14 protein-coding genes are annotated in these 14,518 nt (G+C 65.5%); 12 read left to right on the forward strand and 2 right to left on the reverse strand.

What is annotated here, in order from left to right; genetic code table 11:
• Positions 1-6: 6 nt before the first annotated feature.
• Complete coding sequence (locus tag CH278_RS17000) at positions 7-639, reverse strand: MSMEG_1061 family FMN-dependent PPOX-type flavoprotein (RefSeq protein ID WP_032383417.1); 633 nt, start codon at positions 637-639, stop codon at positions 7-9.
• 97 nt (positions 640-736) lie between these two features.
• On the opposite strand from CH278_RS17000, the gene ftsY reads away from it, so the two are divergent.
• From ftsY to trmD, 12 genes are all read left to right on the forward strand, one after another.
• Complete coding sequence (gene ftsY, locus CH278_RS17005; protein WP_032400565.1) at positions 737-2,113, forward strand: signal recognition particle-docking protein FtsY; 1,377 nt, start codon at positions 737-739, stop codon at positions 2,111-2,113.
• Positions 2,114-2,299: 186 nt separating this feature from the next.
• Positions 2,300-3,604: an ammonium transporter gene (locus CH278_RS17010; protein WP_370878683.1), complete on the forward strand. Its 1,305-nt coding sequence runs from the start codon at positions 2,300-2,302 to the stop codon at positions 3,602-3,604.
• A 72-nt stretch (positions 3,605-3,676) separates the two neighbouring features.
• Positions 3,677-4,015 carry a P-II family nitrogen regulator gene (locus CH278_RS17015; protein ID WP_019664269.1) on the forward strand — a complete coding sequence of 113 codons (339 nt, stop codon included), beginning with the start codon at positions 3,677-3,679 and terminating at the stop codon, positions 4,013-4,015.
• Positions 4,005-6,536, forward strand: coding sequence for a [protein-PII] uridylyltransferase (locus CH278_RS17020; RefSeq protein ID WP_094622514.1), 2,532 nt, complete (start codon positions 4,005-4,007; stop codon positions 6,534-6,536). The genes CH278_RS17015 and CH278_RS17020 overlap by 11 nt, the downstream gene beginning before the upstream one ends.
• 226 nt (positions 6,537-6,762) lie before the next feature.
• Positions 6,763-7,698 carry a M23 family metallopeptidase gene (locus CH278_RS17025; protein ID WP_441344193.1) on the forward strand — a complete coding sequence of 312 codons (936 nt, stop codon included), beginning with the start codon at positions 6,763-6,765 and terminating at the stop codon, positions 7,696-7,698.
• A 153-nt stretch (positions 7,699-7,851) separates the two neighbouring features.
• Positions 7,852-9,411, forward strand: a complete 1,560-nt coding sequence (gene ffh, locus CH278_RS17030; protein ID WP_032366589.1) for a signal recognition particle protein — start codon at positions 7,852-7,854, stop codon at positions 9,409-9,411.
• Between the two features lie 11 nt (positions 9,412-9,422).
• Entirely contained in the window at positions 9,423-10,541 is a 1,119-nt protein-coding gene (locus CH278_RS17035) for an amidohydrolase family protein (protein ID WP_094622421.1), read from the forward strand.
• Complete coding sequence (locus tag CH278_RS17040; protein WP_080731228.1) at positions 10,534-11,409, forward strand: CPBP family intramembrane glutamic endopeptidase; 876 nt, start codon at positions 10,534-10,536, stop codon at positions 11,407-11,409. The genes CH278_RS17035 and CH278_RS17040 overlap by 8 nt, the downstream gene beginning before the upstream one ends.
• A 171-nt stretch (positions 11,410-11,580) precedes the next feature.
• On the forward strand, positions 11,581-12,060 hold the full coding sequence (rpsP, locus tag CH278_RS17045; protein ID WP_027496686.1) for a 30S ribosomal protein S16: 480 nt from the start codon (positions 11,581-11,583) through the stop codon (positions 12,058-12,060).
• Positions 12,057-12,299: an RNA-binding protein gene (locus CH278_RS17050; protein WP_027496687.1), complete on the forward strand. Its 243-nt coding sequence runs from the start codon at positions 12,057-12,059 to the stop codon at positions 12,297-12,299. Before rpsP ends, CH278_RS17050 begins: the two co-directional genes overlap by 4 nt.
• Positions 12,300-12,314: 15 nt before the next feature.
• Positions 12,315-12,854: a ribosome maturation factor RimM gene (gene rimM, locus CH278_RS17055; protein ID WP_027496688.1), complete on the forward strand. Its 540-nt coding sequence runs from the start codon at positions 12,315-12,317 to the stop codon at positions 12,852-12,854.
• A gap of 3 nt (positions 12,855-12,857) precedes the next feature.
• The gene (gene trmD, locus CH278_RS17060; protein WP_027496689.1) at positions 12,858-13,538 is read left to right on the forward strand and encodes a tRNA (guanosine(37)-N1)-methyltransferase TrmD; all 681 of its coding nucleotides are present in this window, start codon (positions 12,858-12,860) and stop codon (positions 13,536-13,538) included.
• 5 nt (positions 13,539-13,543) lie between these two features.
• On the opposite strand, the gene CH278_RS17065 is transcribed toward trmD, so the two are convergent.
• Positions 13,544-14,500, reverse strand: a complete 957-nt coding sequence (locus CH278_RS17065; RefSeq protein WP_051365124.1) for a serine hydrolase — start codon at positions 14,498-14,500, stop codon at positions 13,544-13,546.
• Positions 14,501-14,518: the final 18 nt, after the last annotated feature.

Genomic DNA, 14,518 nt, shown 5'->3' on the forward strand with positions numbered 1-14,518 from the left:
GCTGCGCTACTTCTCGGGGTAGAGCTGCTCGGCGTAGGAGGGCCCGTAGTACTCGCGGAGTTCTTCCACCGTTTCGGGTGCCTGCGGAATCAACGCTTTCGTCAAGGACGCGACATCGGGAATGGAGTCCGCATCCCACGTGTCCGGCTGCCACAACTTGGACCGCATGAATGCCTTGGCGCAGTGGTGGAACACCTGCTCGATGTCGACGACGAGGCACATGATGGGTCGGTGGCCCTTGACCTGCAGTTCGTCGAAGAACGGTGCGTCGGTCACCAGCGACGCGCGACCGTTGATGCGCAGGGTGTCGCCGCGCCCCGGCACGAAGAAGTTCAGGCCGACGAACGGATTCTCGAGAATGTTGCGGTAGCCGTCCATTCGACGATTACCGGGCCGTTCGGCCAGTGCGATCGTGGCCTCGTCGACGACGTGGACCAGGCTGCCGGGCGGATCACCCTTGGGGGAGACGTCGCACCGCCCGCTCGCGTCCGAGGTTCCCATCAGGCAGAAAGGCGAGGCCGCGAGCCAGTGCACGTCGAGTGGATGCAGGGTCCGGCGATCCTTGTTGGCCGCCCGGAAGCTGGGTTCGCCGAACATGGCGGTCAGTTGGTCGGCGTCGCGCACCGCGGTCCACGTCATGGCGACGATGCTATCGACACGACCCGGACGGCGGACAGTCCATTTCGGCGATGCACCACCGATGCGCTCGGTCGTGACCACCTGAGAGGATGGTCACGTGAGTAATCAAGCGTGGATCATCGTCGCGGCGATCGCTGCCGTCCTGCTCGTCGTCCTCGTCGCCGGGTTCGTTCTGTCCCGTCGCCGGAGAGTGTCCCTCAAGTCGGACGAGGCCGCCCGAATCGAGGACGCGGCCACCAAGGACAGATCCGGTGGCTACACCGCCGGCAGCGGTTTCTCGTTCAGTCAGGGCACTGCGACCGCCGAGCCCGTCCCGCCTGCCCCGAAGCCCGTCCCGCCTGCCCCGAAGCCTGTCGAGACCTTCCCGGTCGAGCCGACGCCGGTGCCACCCACCCACACTCGGGACGAGCCGGAGGTCCTCGACCCCGAGGTTCCGGTCGTCGAGCCTCAGGTGCCGGTTGTCGAGCCCGCCGAGCCGGCCGAGCCCACCGCGCCTGCGGTGCCGGAACCCGCCCCGGACGCCGAGGCACCTGCTCCTCGACTGGACACCATCGATCCGACCGAAGGTCGGTTGGACCGTCTTCGTGGACGTCTGGCTCGTTCCCAGTCCGCGGTGGGCAAGTCCCTGCTCGGATTGCTCGGCGGCGGAGACCTGGACGAGGACTCCTGGGAAGAAGTCGAGGACACGCTGCTGATCGCCGACATCGGCTCGGCCACGACGACGGAGATCATGCGCACGCTGCGCGAGCAGATGGCAGCTCGCAGTATTCGTACCGAAGCCGATGCGCGAGCCCTGCTGCGGGAAATTCTGGTGGCGCAACTGCATCCGGAGTTCGATCGTTCGATTCGCGCGCTTCCGCACGACGGCGCGCCTGCGGTGTTGTTGGTCGTCGGAGTCAACGGCACCGGCAAGACCACGACCACCGGCAAGCTCGCCCGTGTCCTGGTCGCGGACGGCCGGCGAGTGCTCCTCGGTGCGGCCGACACGTTCCGCGCTGCTGCCGCGGATCAGCTGCAGACCTGGGCCGAGCGAGTCGGTGCCGAAGTGGTGCGCGGTAAGGAAGCCGCCGACCCGGCCGCCGTTGCCTTCGACGCGGTGAGCAAGGGAATCGAGAACGGAGTCGACGTGGTGCTGGTCGACACCGCAGGTCGCCTGCATACGAAGTCCGGTCTGATGGACGAGCTGAGCAAGGTCAAGCGCGTCATCGAGAAGCGGGCCCACGTCGACGACGTGCTGCTCGTTCTGGATGCGACGGTCGGCCAGAACGGACTGACTCAGGCGCGCGTCTTCGCCGAGATCGTGGACATCACCGGTGTCGTGCTGACCAAGCTCGACGGAACCGCGAAGGGCGGCATCGTTTTTCAGGTACAGCGGGAACTCGGGGTACCCGTCAAGCTCGTCGGTCTCGGCGAAGGTGCCGACGATCTGGCTCCGTTCGAGCCAGGGGCGTTCGTCGACGCACTGCTCGGTTGATCGACCTCGCCGGGCTCCGGCGAACCGGGTAAAAAGCACAAACGCCAGCACGAAACCTTTTAGCAACAGAATTCGGTCATGCGTTCACATGCCCGAAACACCCGAGTGTCACGGATGAAACTTCGTGAAACCACTCTTCTTGCGTAACGGCGCGCCAACCGGTGTGCAGGAGAATGGAGGGTGTACGTGAGTCCCGAGGATATGTTGGCCAACTCCGGCAACGCCGCGTGGATGCTGATGGCAGCATCGCTGGTACTGCTGATGACGCCGGGCTTGGCGTTCTTCTACGGCGGTATGTCGCAGTCGAAGTCCGTGTTGAACATGATGATGATGTCGTTCGGAGCTATGGCCGTCGTCTCGATCATCTACTTCCTGTGGGGATGGTCGATGTCCTACGGCACCCAGGACATCGGCGGTGTCTTCGCCAACCCGTTCGAGTTCTTCGGACTCAAGGATTCGATCACCGACGCGGACGGCAACTACATCGCCGGCGCATGGGGTTACGCCAACGTCATCGACGTAGCGTTCCAGGTCACGTTCGCCATCATCACGGTCGCCCTGATCAGCGGCTCGATCGCCGGTCGAGTCAAGTACGGCACCTGGCTCGCCTTCGCAGGAATCTGGGTCACCCTCGCGTACTTCCCGCTGGCACACATGGTCTGGGGCGGTGGACTGCTGTCGGGCTCCGAGAAGGGCTTGGCTGCAAAGATTTTCGGAACGATGGTCAACGACGACGGTGACACCGTCGCCAACGTCGCACCGATCGACTTCGCCGGTGGAACCGTCGTGCACATCAACGCCGGTATCGCAGGCCTGATCCTGGCGATCATCATCGGCAAGCGAGCCGGATTCGGCAAGGTCGCCTACCGTCCGCACAACCTCCCGTTCGTCATGCTCGGCGCAGCGCTGCTGTGGTTCGGCTGGTTCGGATTCAACGCCGGTTCGGCATTCGCCGCCGACGGCATCGCAGGCGTGGCCTGGGTCAACACCACCGCGGCCACCGCAGCGGCCATCGCAGGCTGGCTCATCACCGAGCGCATCCGCGACGGACACGCAACCAGCCTCGGTGCCGCATCGGGCATCGTCGCAGGTCTGGTCGCCATCACCCCGGCCGCCGGTGCGCTCACCCCGGTCGGAGCCATGATCCTCGGCGTCATCGCCGGCGTGCTGTCGGCTCTCGCCGTCGGACTGAAGTTCAAGTTCGGTTACGACGACTCGCTCGACGTCGTCGGCGTCCACCTGGTCGCAGGCCTGTGGGGCACCATCGGAATCGGCTTCCTCGGATCCGAGACCGGCCTGTTCTACGGTGGTGACTACAAGCAGCTCGTCGTGCAGATCGTCATCGCGTTGTTCGCATTGGTCTTCACCGCAATCGTGACCGCGGTCATCGCCTTCGCTCTGAAGCCGCTGGGCTGGCGCGTGACGGACGAGGAAGAGGCGAACGGCATCGACGAGGCCGAGCACGCCGAGACTGCATATGATTTCGCCTGACAAGGTAGAGATAGAGATGAACGCTGCACCGTACGACAACGGGCACTCGAGGTCTTGTGAAGGGAAGCAAAAATGAAGCTGATCACGGCAATCGTCAAACCGTTCACCCTGGAGGACGTCAAGACGGGGCTGGAACAGGCCGGCGTGCTCGGAATGACCGTCAGTGAGGTTCAGGGCTACGGCCGCCAGAAGGGCCACACCGAGGTCTACCGAGGTGCGGAGTACTCGGTCGATTTCGTTCCGAAGGTGCGTGTCGAGGTAGTCGTCGACGACGCCGCAGTGGAGAAGGTCGTCGAGGTCATCGTCGAAGCAGCCCGCACCGGCAAGATCGGTGACGGCAAAGTGTGGGTTTCCCCGGTGGATTCGGTCATCCGAGTCCGTACCGGAGAACGTGGCGCCGATGCGCTCTGACCCCACAGGGTCTCGGTCCGGGGGCCCCGGTTCTGGCGCACGCGCGCCAGAACCGGGGCCTTCGGTCTCTACGGGCTCCGCATCGAAGGGCACGAGCGATGCAGCTGCGGATCTCGCTCGGGCCAGAAAGCAACTGCTCGACGGCGGCACCCGCAACCGCCGCCTCGATGCGCCCTCGCTCAGGCAGGCGCTCGTCGATCTTCACGAGTTCTGGCTGACCACCAAGGGCGCAGAACTGGGCGTGAAGCCGGATTCCGGTTTCGCGATAGTCGCAGTAGGAGGTCTGGCGCGTCGCGAACTGCTGCCGTACTCCGACCTGGACTTGATTCTGTTGCACGACGATCTCGACCCCCGCATCGTGGCCGACGTCGCCGACAAGCTCTGGTATCCGTTGTGGGACGCCCACATCAAGCTCGATCACAGTGTGCGTACCGTGCCGCAGGCCCTGCAGGTTGCCGCGGCGGACATGACCGCAGCACTCGGCATGCTCGAAGCACGCCACATCGCCGGTGACGTGGAATTGAGCAACCTGTTGATCGGTGGCATACGTCGGCAGTGGCGCACCGGAATTCGCGGTCGTTTCGACGAGCTGATCGGCCAGACTCAGGGGCGCTGGGCACGGAGCGGCGAGATCGCACACCGTGCCGAACCCGACCTCAAGAGCGGCCGCGGCGGGCTGCGCGACGTGCAACTGCTCGACGCCCTCTCGATTGCTCAGTTGACCGATGGCATGCCCGGGTTGGGACCCGAATCACCCGGCGGCGGTTTGGCATTCGCGCACGGGCGACTTCTCGACGTGCGAACCGAACTGCACCGGGTGGCCGGTCGTGCGCGAGATCAGCTACGTGCGCAGGACGCCGACGAGATCGGTGCTGCGCTTCGCATCGGCGATCGGTTCGATCTCGCTCGTGTGCTCAGCGATTCGGCACGCACCATCAGCTACTCCGTCGATGTGGGTTTGCGTACCGCCGGCAATTCGCTTCCACGACGCGGTCTTTCGCGTCTACGTCGCGTACCCGTTCGCCGTCCGCTGGACGAGGGAGTCGTCGAGCACGCGGGTGAGGTGGTGCTGGCACGCGACGCACGACCGAACAAGGATCCGGGTCTGATCATGCGGGTTGCGGCAGCGTCGGCTCAGACCGGCATGCCGATGTCTGCCTCCACGCTCAACCGCCTGTCCGACAGCGCCCCCGAACTCCGTGAGCCGTGGCCCAAGGAAGCACTCAACGATCTGTTGGTGCTGCTGGGATCCGGCCGCAAGGCCATCGCGGCCATCGAGGCGCTCGATCGAACCGGATTGTGGGGCAGGCTGATTCCGGAATGGGGTGCGGTTCGAGATCTGCCGCCTCGAGATGCGGTGCACACCTGGACGGTGGATCGACACCTGGTCGAAACTGCCGCGTACGCAAGTGCATTGACCACACGTGTCGCTCGTCCCGATCTGCTGGTGCTCGGCGCGCTCGTCCACGACATCGGAAAGGGACGCGGCGGCGACCACAGCGTCGTCGGTGCCGATCTCGCCGTTCAGATCGGTAACCGGCTCGGCTTGTGGCCCTCCGACGTGGCCCTGCTGACGGCAATGGTCCGCTATCACCTCCTGCTGCCGGAGACTGCCACCCGGCGCGATCTGGACGACCCGGCAACCGTGCAGACCGTCGTGGATGCGCTCGGTGCGGACACCGTTCTGCTGGAGCTTCTGCATGCGCTCGCCGAGGCGGACTCTCTCGCGACCGGACCCGGCGTGTGGGGGGACTGGAAGGCGTCGCTGATCCGTGAACTCGTTCGTCGTTGTCGGCTGGTGATGGCGGGAGAGACTCTGCCGTCGCCGGATCCGCTCGACCCGGCGCACATCGAGTTGGCCTCGCGCGGGGGAGTGCACGTCGACATCACGCCCACCGACGGTCTGCACACCTTCGTCATGACCGTGGTTGCACCCGACACTCCAGGACTGCTCTCCGACGCGGCCGGAGTGCTGGCACTGCATTCCTTGCGGGTGCTGTCGGCCTCGCTCGGCAGTCACGACGGTTCGGCGATCAACTCGTTCGATGTCGCACCGTTGTTCGGTGCCCCGCCGCAGGCGGGGTTGATCCGGCAGGAGATCATCCGTGCGCAGGCGGGCGAGCTCGACCTGGTCGCCGTACTCGACGCGAAGGAACGAGACGCCCGCGTCGAGACCTCGGACGAGGACGGCGAGGATTCGGCTGTGCCGGTCCTGTACGCCCAGGCTCCGCCTCGGGTGCTGTGGTTCGACGACAACGAACCGGGTCAGGTCGTGCTCGAACTGCGAGCCGAGGACCGCCTCGGCCTGCTGTGTCGATTGGCGAGCGCAATCGAGCAGCAGGGATTCGATATTCGCTGGGCGCGGGTATCGACGCTGGGTAGTTCTGTGGTCGATTCCTTCTGCATCGACTTGGCCGCCGCGGACAGTCGGGCTGTGCGCGAGGATCTCGAACGCGCGCTCCTCGCCGTCGTGCCATCGCCGGAACCGCCCAAACCCCCGGAAAAGCCCGAGGGCACTTGACCGTTGGTCGGAAGTTCGTCGGAAACCGACATGCCGTGGTGACATTTCACGAACTTCCGGCCGATGGGTTTACCCCCGAGACCGATTTGTTATGTTCGTCACCTGACGCAGCAGGCCCTTCGGGCCGAACTGCCGGCTCCGCTGCTCGAACGTCTCGTCGTTCCTGCAGGCTCCAATTCTGACATTTCGAGAGGCGCGCACTGTGGGATCACACCGACGGTCGAACATCTACGTACCGGCCGAGACGGCATCGGGTACGCCCGGTGGCAAGCATCGCGCCGCGGAGGAAGTTCAGGACACCGGCAGGCGTGCGGCCACCATCGTCGCCGCAACCGGCGCCATCGTCGTCGGCGCGACCACCATGGGCGCGGGCACCGCAGGCGCGGCACCCGTCCCGGAACCGCCCGCGGCCGGATTCCCCTTCGCCGTCCCGGAGGGTTTGCTGCCTGCCGGATTCGAGCTGCCCCAGTTCGTGCCACCGCAGTTCGTGCCACCACAGTTCGAGTTGCCGCAATTCGCGCCGCCTTTCGGTGCGCCGCCGCAGGCCGCACCGGACTTGGCTCCGGCCCCACAGACCGATCCTTCGGCAGTCCCGTCGGACGCCTCGACACAGGCACCGACTCCGGGACCGCTCGCCGCTCTCGGCCCCGAGGTGGACGCCGCGGCCCAGCAGTGGCTCGACGACGTCGGACTCGGTGGAACGGGTGCCGGGCCGGCGTCGCCGCTCGAGAGTTTGCGTTCGTTGAAGAAGGCGACGGTCCAGCCCGTCGCCGGAGTGTTGACGTCGAACTTCGGTTCGCGGTGGGGCACTCAGCACAGCGGGCTGGACATCGCCGCCCCGATCGGCACGCCCATCTACGCTGCAGCCGACGGCACGGTGTCCGATGCGGGACCGGCGTCCGGTTTCGGGCTCTGGGTCAAGGTTCTGCACGACGACGGCACCGAGACCATCTACGGACACGTCAACGACTTCTCGGTGCAGCCCGGTCAGCGGGTCACAGCCGGAGAACAGATCGCAACTGTGGGCAATCGCGGTCAGTCGACCGGCCCGCACCTGCATTTCGAGGTGCACGATCCCGCCGGCGTCAAAGTCGATCCCGCACAGTGGCTCTCCACCCGCGGCGTCGCTGTGACGTGGAGCGATTCGGCAAGCAAGGCCTGACCGGTCGCACCGCACCGAACGGACTCACTGCCCGACGCCCTGAGCGAGGATAAGGTGGGCTGGCGTTAGTCTGGTGACAACGCCGGACTCGGTCTGGTGACAGTGCCGGACTCGGCTCGTTTTCGGTGATCGGCTAGCTCAGGAGTGCAATCGGTGTTCGAATCCCTTTCCGACAGGTTGACCGGGACTCTCAAGGACCTGCGTGGCAAAGGTCGACTGTCCGGTGCGGATATCGACGCCACAGCCCGCGAGATCCGACTGGCCCTGCTCGAGGCGGACGTGGCGTTGCCCGTCGTGCGGGAGTTCATCAACCGCATCAAGGTCCGCGCCAAGGGTGCCGAAGTATCGGGCGCACTCAACCCGGCTCAGCAGGTCGTCAAGATCGTCAACGAGGAACTGGTCGGCATCCTCGGCGGCGAAACACGCAGACTGGTGTTCGCCAAGAACCCGCCCACCGTCATCATGCTGGCCGGCCTGCAGGGTTCCGGTAAGACGACCTTGGCGGGCAAGCTCGCCAAGTGGCTGAAGGGTCAGGGTCACACCCCGCTTCTCGTCGCCTGTGACCTGCAACGTCCCGGTGCCGTCAGCCAGCTCCAGATCGTCGGCGAACGGGCAGGCGCGGCAGTCTTCGCCCCGCACCCGGGCACGTCCATCGGCGGTGGCGAGAACGCGCTCGGCGTGTCGGCCGCGGACCCGGTCGAGGTGGCCCGCGCCGGAGTGGCCGAGGCTCGCAGCAAGCAGTACGACGTGGTCATCGTCGACACCGCAGGCCGTCTCGGTATCGACACCGAGCTGATGAGCCAGGCCGCCGGGATTCGCGACGCGGTCGAGCCGGACGAAACCTTGTTCGTTCTCGACGCCATGGTCGGCCAGGACGCCGTCAGCACCGCCGAGGCGTTCCGCGACGGAGTCGGCTTCACCGGTGTCGTGCTGACCAAGCTCGACGGCGATGCCCGCGGCGGCGCAGCACTGAGCGTGCGCGAGGTGACCGGGCAGCCCATCATGTTCGCGTCGACCGGCGAGAAGCTCGAAGATTTCGACGTCTTCCACCCCGACCGCATGGCCAGTCGCATCCTCGGCATGGGCGACGTGCTCAGCCTCATCGAGCAGGCCGAGCAGCACTTCGACGCCGAGCAGGCCGAGGCCACCGCCAACAAGATCGGCTCCGGCCAGCTCACGCTCGACGACTTCCTCGAGCAGATGATGGCCGTCCGCAAGATGGGGCCCATCGGAAATCTGTTGGGAATGTTGCCCGGCGCGGGCCAGATGAAAGAACTGGCCAATGTCGACGAGAAGCAGCTCGACCGGGTGCAGGCGATCATTCGCGGCATGACGCCGCAGGAGCGCACCGACCCGAAGATCATCAATGCCTCCCGACGACTGCGGATCGCGAACGGCTCGGGCGTGAAGGTCTCCGACGTCAACCAATTGGTCGATCGGTTCTTCGAGGCACGCAAGATGATGTCGGCGATGGCCGGTCGGATGGGCATGCCGGGTGCGCGAAAGCAGGTGCGCAACAACAAGAAGGGCAAGAAAGGCAAGAAGGGTGCTCGCGGGCCCACACAGCCGAAGATCCGCGGCGGGTTCCCCGGAATGCCGGGTGGAATGCCTGCCGGAATGCCCGACCTGTCGTCGATGCCCAAGGGCCTCGATCAATTGCCGCCGGGACTCGAGGGAATCGATCTCTCGCAGCTGAAGCTGCCGAAGAAGTAAGCGGGCCTGCGGTGTCGGCATTGCGGGTGCGGGGACGCGGGCTGCCGGACGAGTCCCCGATCGACCTGTGGATCGACGGCGGCGTCCTGTCCACGGAGCCCATCGCCGATGCCGACTTCATCCACGACGGCGGGTGGATACTGCCCGGGCTCGTCGACGCGCACTGTCATGTCGGCATCGAGTACGGCGGAGGACACACCGACCTGGCCGGGTCGATCGCGCAGGCCGAGACCGAACGAGGCGTCGGGGCTCTGCTGCTGCGTGACGCGGGATCTCCGGTCGACACGCGGGCGTTGGACGACCACGACGATCTGCCACGCATCATCAGGGCGGGGCGGCACATCGCCTCCCCGAAGCGATACATCCCTGGCCTGGCGATCGACATCGAGGACGAATCACAACTTCCCGAGGCGGTGGCGCAACAAGCGCGATTCGGCGACGGGTGGGTCAAGCTCGTCGGTGACTGGATCGACCGCTCGGTGGGAGACCTCCGGCCCCTCTGGAACGACGCGATCCTCGTCGACGCCATTGCCGCGGCCCATGCGGAAGGGGCACGCGTCACCGCGCACGTCTTCGGGGAAGACGCGCTCCCCGGACTGATCGCGGCAGGCATCGACTGCATCGAACACGGCACCGGCCTGACCGACGAGACCATCGAGATGATGGTCGAGCACGGGACAGCGTTGGTGCCGACGTTGGTCAACATCGAGACCTTTCCCGGCATCGCGGACTCGGCCACCCGCTACCCGGTCTACGCCCGGCACATGCGCGCGTTGCATGCGCGAGTCGGCGATACCGTCGGCCGTGCCCACGACGCAGGTATCCCGATCTTCGCCGGAACCGACGCCGGCGGATCCATCGCGCACGGCCGCATCGCCGACGAGGTGGACGCTCTGGGACGCGTCGGATTGTCACCGACCGACGCGCTCGGTGCTGCTTGCTGGGACGCCCGGTCGTGGCTGGGGCGAGGCGGGCTCGAGCACGGTGCGCCCGCCGATCTCGTCGTGTACTCCGACGACCCGCGCGGGGGAGCGGACGTGTTGTCCAACCCCGAGCTGGTGATTCTGCGCGGCCGCGTGACCGATCGTCGTGGACGCGCCGCGAGTGGATCGGGATACGTCGATGGTTGATCCGCGGCAAGGCCCGGACCGATTCGATGCCGACCAGTTCGGCCGCACACCAGGAGGCGCGGGGGAATTCGACGTGAACCGGCCCAGCTGGGCGGGAATGGCACCGATGAATCACGTGCAACAGCAGGGCTCGGGACTGTCCGAGACCTACTGGCGTGCCGAAGCAGCGGCCGAGGAGCGCAGACCCGGCCAACGGTGGGGACTGCCGGCGGCCGCCCTCGTGCTCGGCCTCAATCTTGCCGGGTTCCTGCTCCTCGGCCTGGTCGTGTCCTCGGAGTCCTCGCCGCTGTTCGTCGTGGGGATCATGATCCCGAGCCTGCTCGCCGCAGGACTGGCGGTTGCGGTCACGATGTCGAGGGGCAACGGCCCCGTCGTCGACTTCGGGCTACCGAGATCCGTTCACGAACTCGTCGGTCATATCCGATCGGGTCTGGCCTGGGGCGGAGTCGCCCTCGTCGGTGGAGTGCTGCTCGCACTCGTGCTGCTCTCGCGTATCGATTTTCAGGATCAGGCACCGCTGGGCGGTATGGCAGACATCGCCGTGGGGTGGAAAGTCGTTTTCGCCGTGTGGATTTGGATCGGCGCACCGATCTGCGAAGAAACGATGTTCCGCGGCATGTTGTGGGGAGCTCTCGAAAAGCGCACTCGACCCATGCCGATGGCGTGGCTGGGCAACCGCTGGGTGGTCCTGGTGATCACGGCGGTGATGTTCGCGATCTGGCACCGAGAATGGTGGCGCTTCGTCGTCCTGCTGTGGGGAGGACTCGCCATCGGCATCGCGAGAATGAGAAGTGGCTCGATCGTCGCGTCGACCACGGCTCACTCCGTCAACAACACCTTTCCGGCTTTGGTGATTCTGCTGGCCTGACCGGGCGATTGAGGGTATCGGGTGGTCGTCTGGCAGAATGGACCGCTGTTCGCCCGTCTCCGGTTACGTACCGCGCGGCGGTCACGACAACTCCAACGCAAAACCGGGTTCGCATGCCGTGCGAACCGCTGAATTGCGCAGTGACCACTCCTCGAAAGGCTTCACCAGAACATGGCCGTCAAGATCAAGCTCATGCGTATCGGCAAGATCCGCACCCCGCATTACCGCGTCGTCATTTCCGACGCCCGCACCCGCCGTAACGGCCGTGCAATCGAGACCATCGGGACGTACGAGCCCAAGCAGGACCCCAGCGTCATCGAGATCAACTCCGAGCGTGCGCAGTACTGGCTGGGCGTCGGCGCGCAGCCGACCGAGCCCGTCGAGGCACTGCTGAAGATCACCGGCGACTGGCAGAAGTTCAAGGGCCTACCCGGCACCGAGGGCACCCTCCGCGTCGCCGAGCCCAAGCCGTCCAAGCTCGACCTCTTCAACGCTGCGCTGGCGCAGGCGGATTCCGAGCCCCAGGGCGAGGCCACCACCGCCAAGAAGAAGAAGGCACCGAAGTCGGACGATTCCGCTGCCGCGGACACCACCGACGCTGCAGCAACCGAGACGGCAGACGCGCCGGCCGCCGAGGCTGCTGAGAAGTGAGTGCCGTTGTCGCCGATGCCGTCGAACATCTCGTTCGCGGCATCGTCGCCAATCCCGATGACGTTCGCGTCGAGATGATCACCGGCCGTCGTGGACGCACCGTGGAAGTTCACGTGCACCCCGACGACCTGGGCAAGGTCATCGGACGCGGTGGTCGCACCGCTACGGCGCTGCGCACTCTCGTCTCCGGAATCGGTGGTCGCGGCATCCGAGTCGACGTCGTCGACACGGACCAATAGGTCACGTAACCCATCATGGAGCTGGTCATCGGTCGTGTCGCCAAGTCGCACGGCATCAAAGGTGAAGTGGTTGTCGAGGTTCGCACCGACGACCCCGACGACAGATTCGCCGTCGGCACTGTTCTGCGTGGCCGCAAGCCACGATCGAATGCACAGCCCGTGACACACACGGTGGACGCCGTCCGGGAACACTCCGGGCGGCTTCTGCTGCGTCTGAACGGCATCGACGACAAGACCGCAGCGGACGAACTGCGCGGGATTCTCTTCGTCGTCGAATCCACCGATCTCCCGCCGTCCGACGATCCGGACGAGTTCTACGATCACGAACTCGAAGGCCTCACCGTGGTACTCACCGACGGTTCGGTCGTCGGTACCGTCCGCGAGGTCCTGCACTCGGCAGCAGGCGAACTGCTGTCCATCACGCCGAGTGCTGACGAGGAATCCGGTCGTTCCGAGATACTCGTACCCTTCGTCTCGGCCATCGTGACCTCTGTGTCGTTGGCAGACAAGACAATCGAGATCGATCCGCCCGAGGGCTTGCTGGATCCGGAGTAGTTCGTGCGCCTCGACGTCGTCACCATCTTCCCGGAATACCTCACCCCACTGCGTACTGCTCTGCTCGGTAAGGCGATCGATCGCGGGCTGGTATCGGTGGACGTTCACGACCTGCGCTCCTGGACCCACGACGTGCACAAGGCCGTCGACGATTCCCCGTACGGCGGCGGGCCGGGAATGGTCATGAAGCCGACCGTCTGGGGTGACGCACTCGACCACGTGCTGACCGACGAGTCGCTCCTCGTCGTCCCCACTCCCGCAGGGGTGCCGTTCACGCAACGTACGGCCGAAAGATGGTCCACCGAACAGCATCTCGTGTTCGCGTGCGGTCGCTACGAAGGCATCGATCAACGCGTGTTCGACGACGCTGCACGCCGCGTTCGGGTCGAGGAAGTCAGCATCGGAGACTACGTTCTCATCGGCGGCGAGGCGGCAGTACTGGTCATGGCCGAGGCCGTCGTCAGATTGATGCCGGGCGTACTCGGAAATCAGCAGTCGCACCAAGAGGATTCGTTCTCCGATGGGCTGCTGGAAGGTCCGAGTTACACCCGGCCGGCCCGATGGCGAGAACTCGACGTCCCCGAGATTCTGTTGTCCGGCGACCACGCGAAGATCGCCGCCTGGCGTCGAGAACAATCTCTGCGCAGAACAGCGGACCGACGCCCGGATCTACTGGCGGACTGACGTTTTCAGCTGATTCTGCCGTCGGGGAACAACATCGACACGAAGCCGGTGAGAGTGTCTCGCGCGTGCAGTGCGCTGGCGTCGTCGCTCACGTCGACGACGGCCGTGTCCGGGTAACTTTCCATGTCGTCGGCGTAGAAGATGTCTTCACGGGACGACAGGGCCAGTACGTAGCGATTGTCCGCGCCGATGGTTCCCGTCGACAGATGGACCCACCGATCGGACACGCAGCACATCCAGCCCTGCTTGACTGCATGCACGGTCTCGCCAGGTAAGCCGTCGACGATCCCGAAGTGTTGCTTGTAGCCGTCGGCAGCTACGGGGGCCGAGCGTCGCAGCATTCCGATGATGATGTCGGTCGACGCGGTGGTCAGACCGCCGCTGCCGTTCAGCAGCCCGGCGTAGTAGCCGACCAGGTCGCTGGGAGTCGTTTCCGTGTTGTACCACTGGTCGTCGCCGGGAGCGTCGGTGTTTCTCAGGGCATATCGCGCCGCGACTGCGCGGACGATCTCGGACGAACCGTATCGATACCAGAGCGTGTATGCGGCATTGTCGTCGGAGAACTCGAGCATGCTGGTCATCGTGGCCAGCTCGTCGGCGGAGACGGGGCGGTTCTGCGACTGCGCCTCGAACATCACCTCGTCGGCAATGAAGAGCTTGGAGACCGACGCCGTTTCGATCGGCTCGTCGGCATCGCTGCTGTAGTAGGAGCCGGTCTCTCGATCCAGCAACGCGAAATTCACATCGGCACCGCGGGCTCGCGCCGATTCCACCGCCATCGGAATACGCGCTTCCAAGGCCACGCCGTCGACCTTCTGGATATCAGGGAACGGTGATGCCGATGTCTCGGCCGAATCCCTGCCACCGGGATCGCCGGCTTGATCATCGGGCGGTACGGAGCACGCGCTCAGGACCAACAGTGCGGCGCAGGTGGCGGTCAGTAACCGAGCCCCCCTGACCATCTACAGAACTCTCCCGCA

It is taken from the genome of Rhodococcus sp. 05-2254-5 (assembly GCF_002258575.1).
Classification (GTDB): Bacteria; Actinomycetota; Actinomycetes; order Mycobacteriales; family Mycobacteriaceae; genus Rhodococcoides; species Rhodococcoides fascians.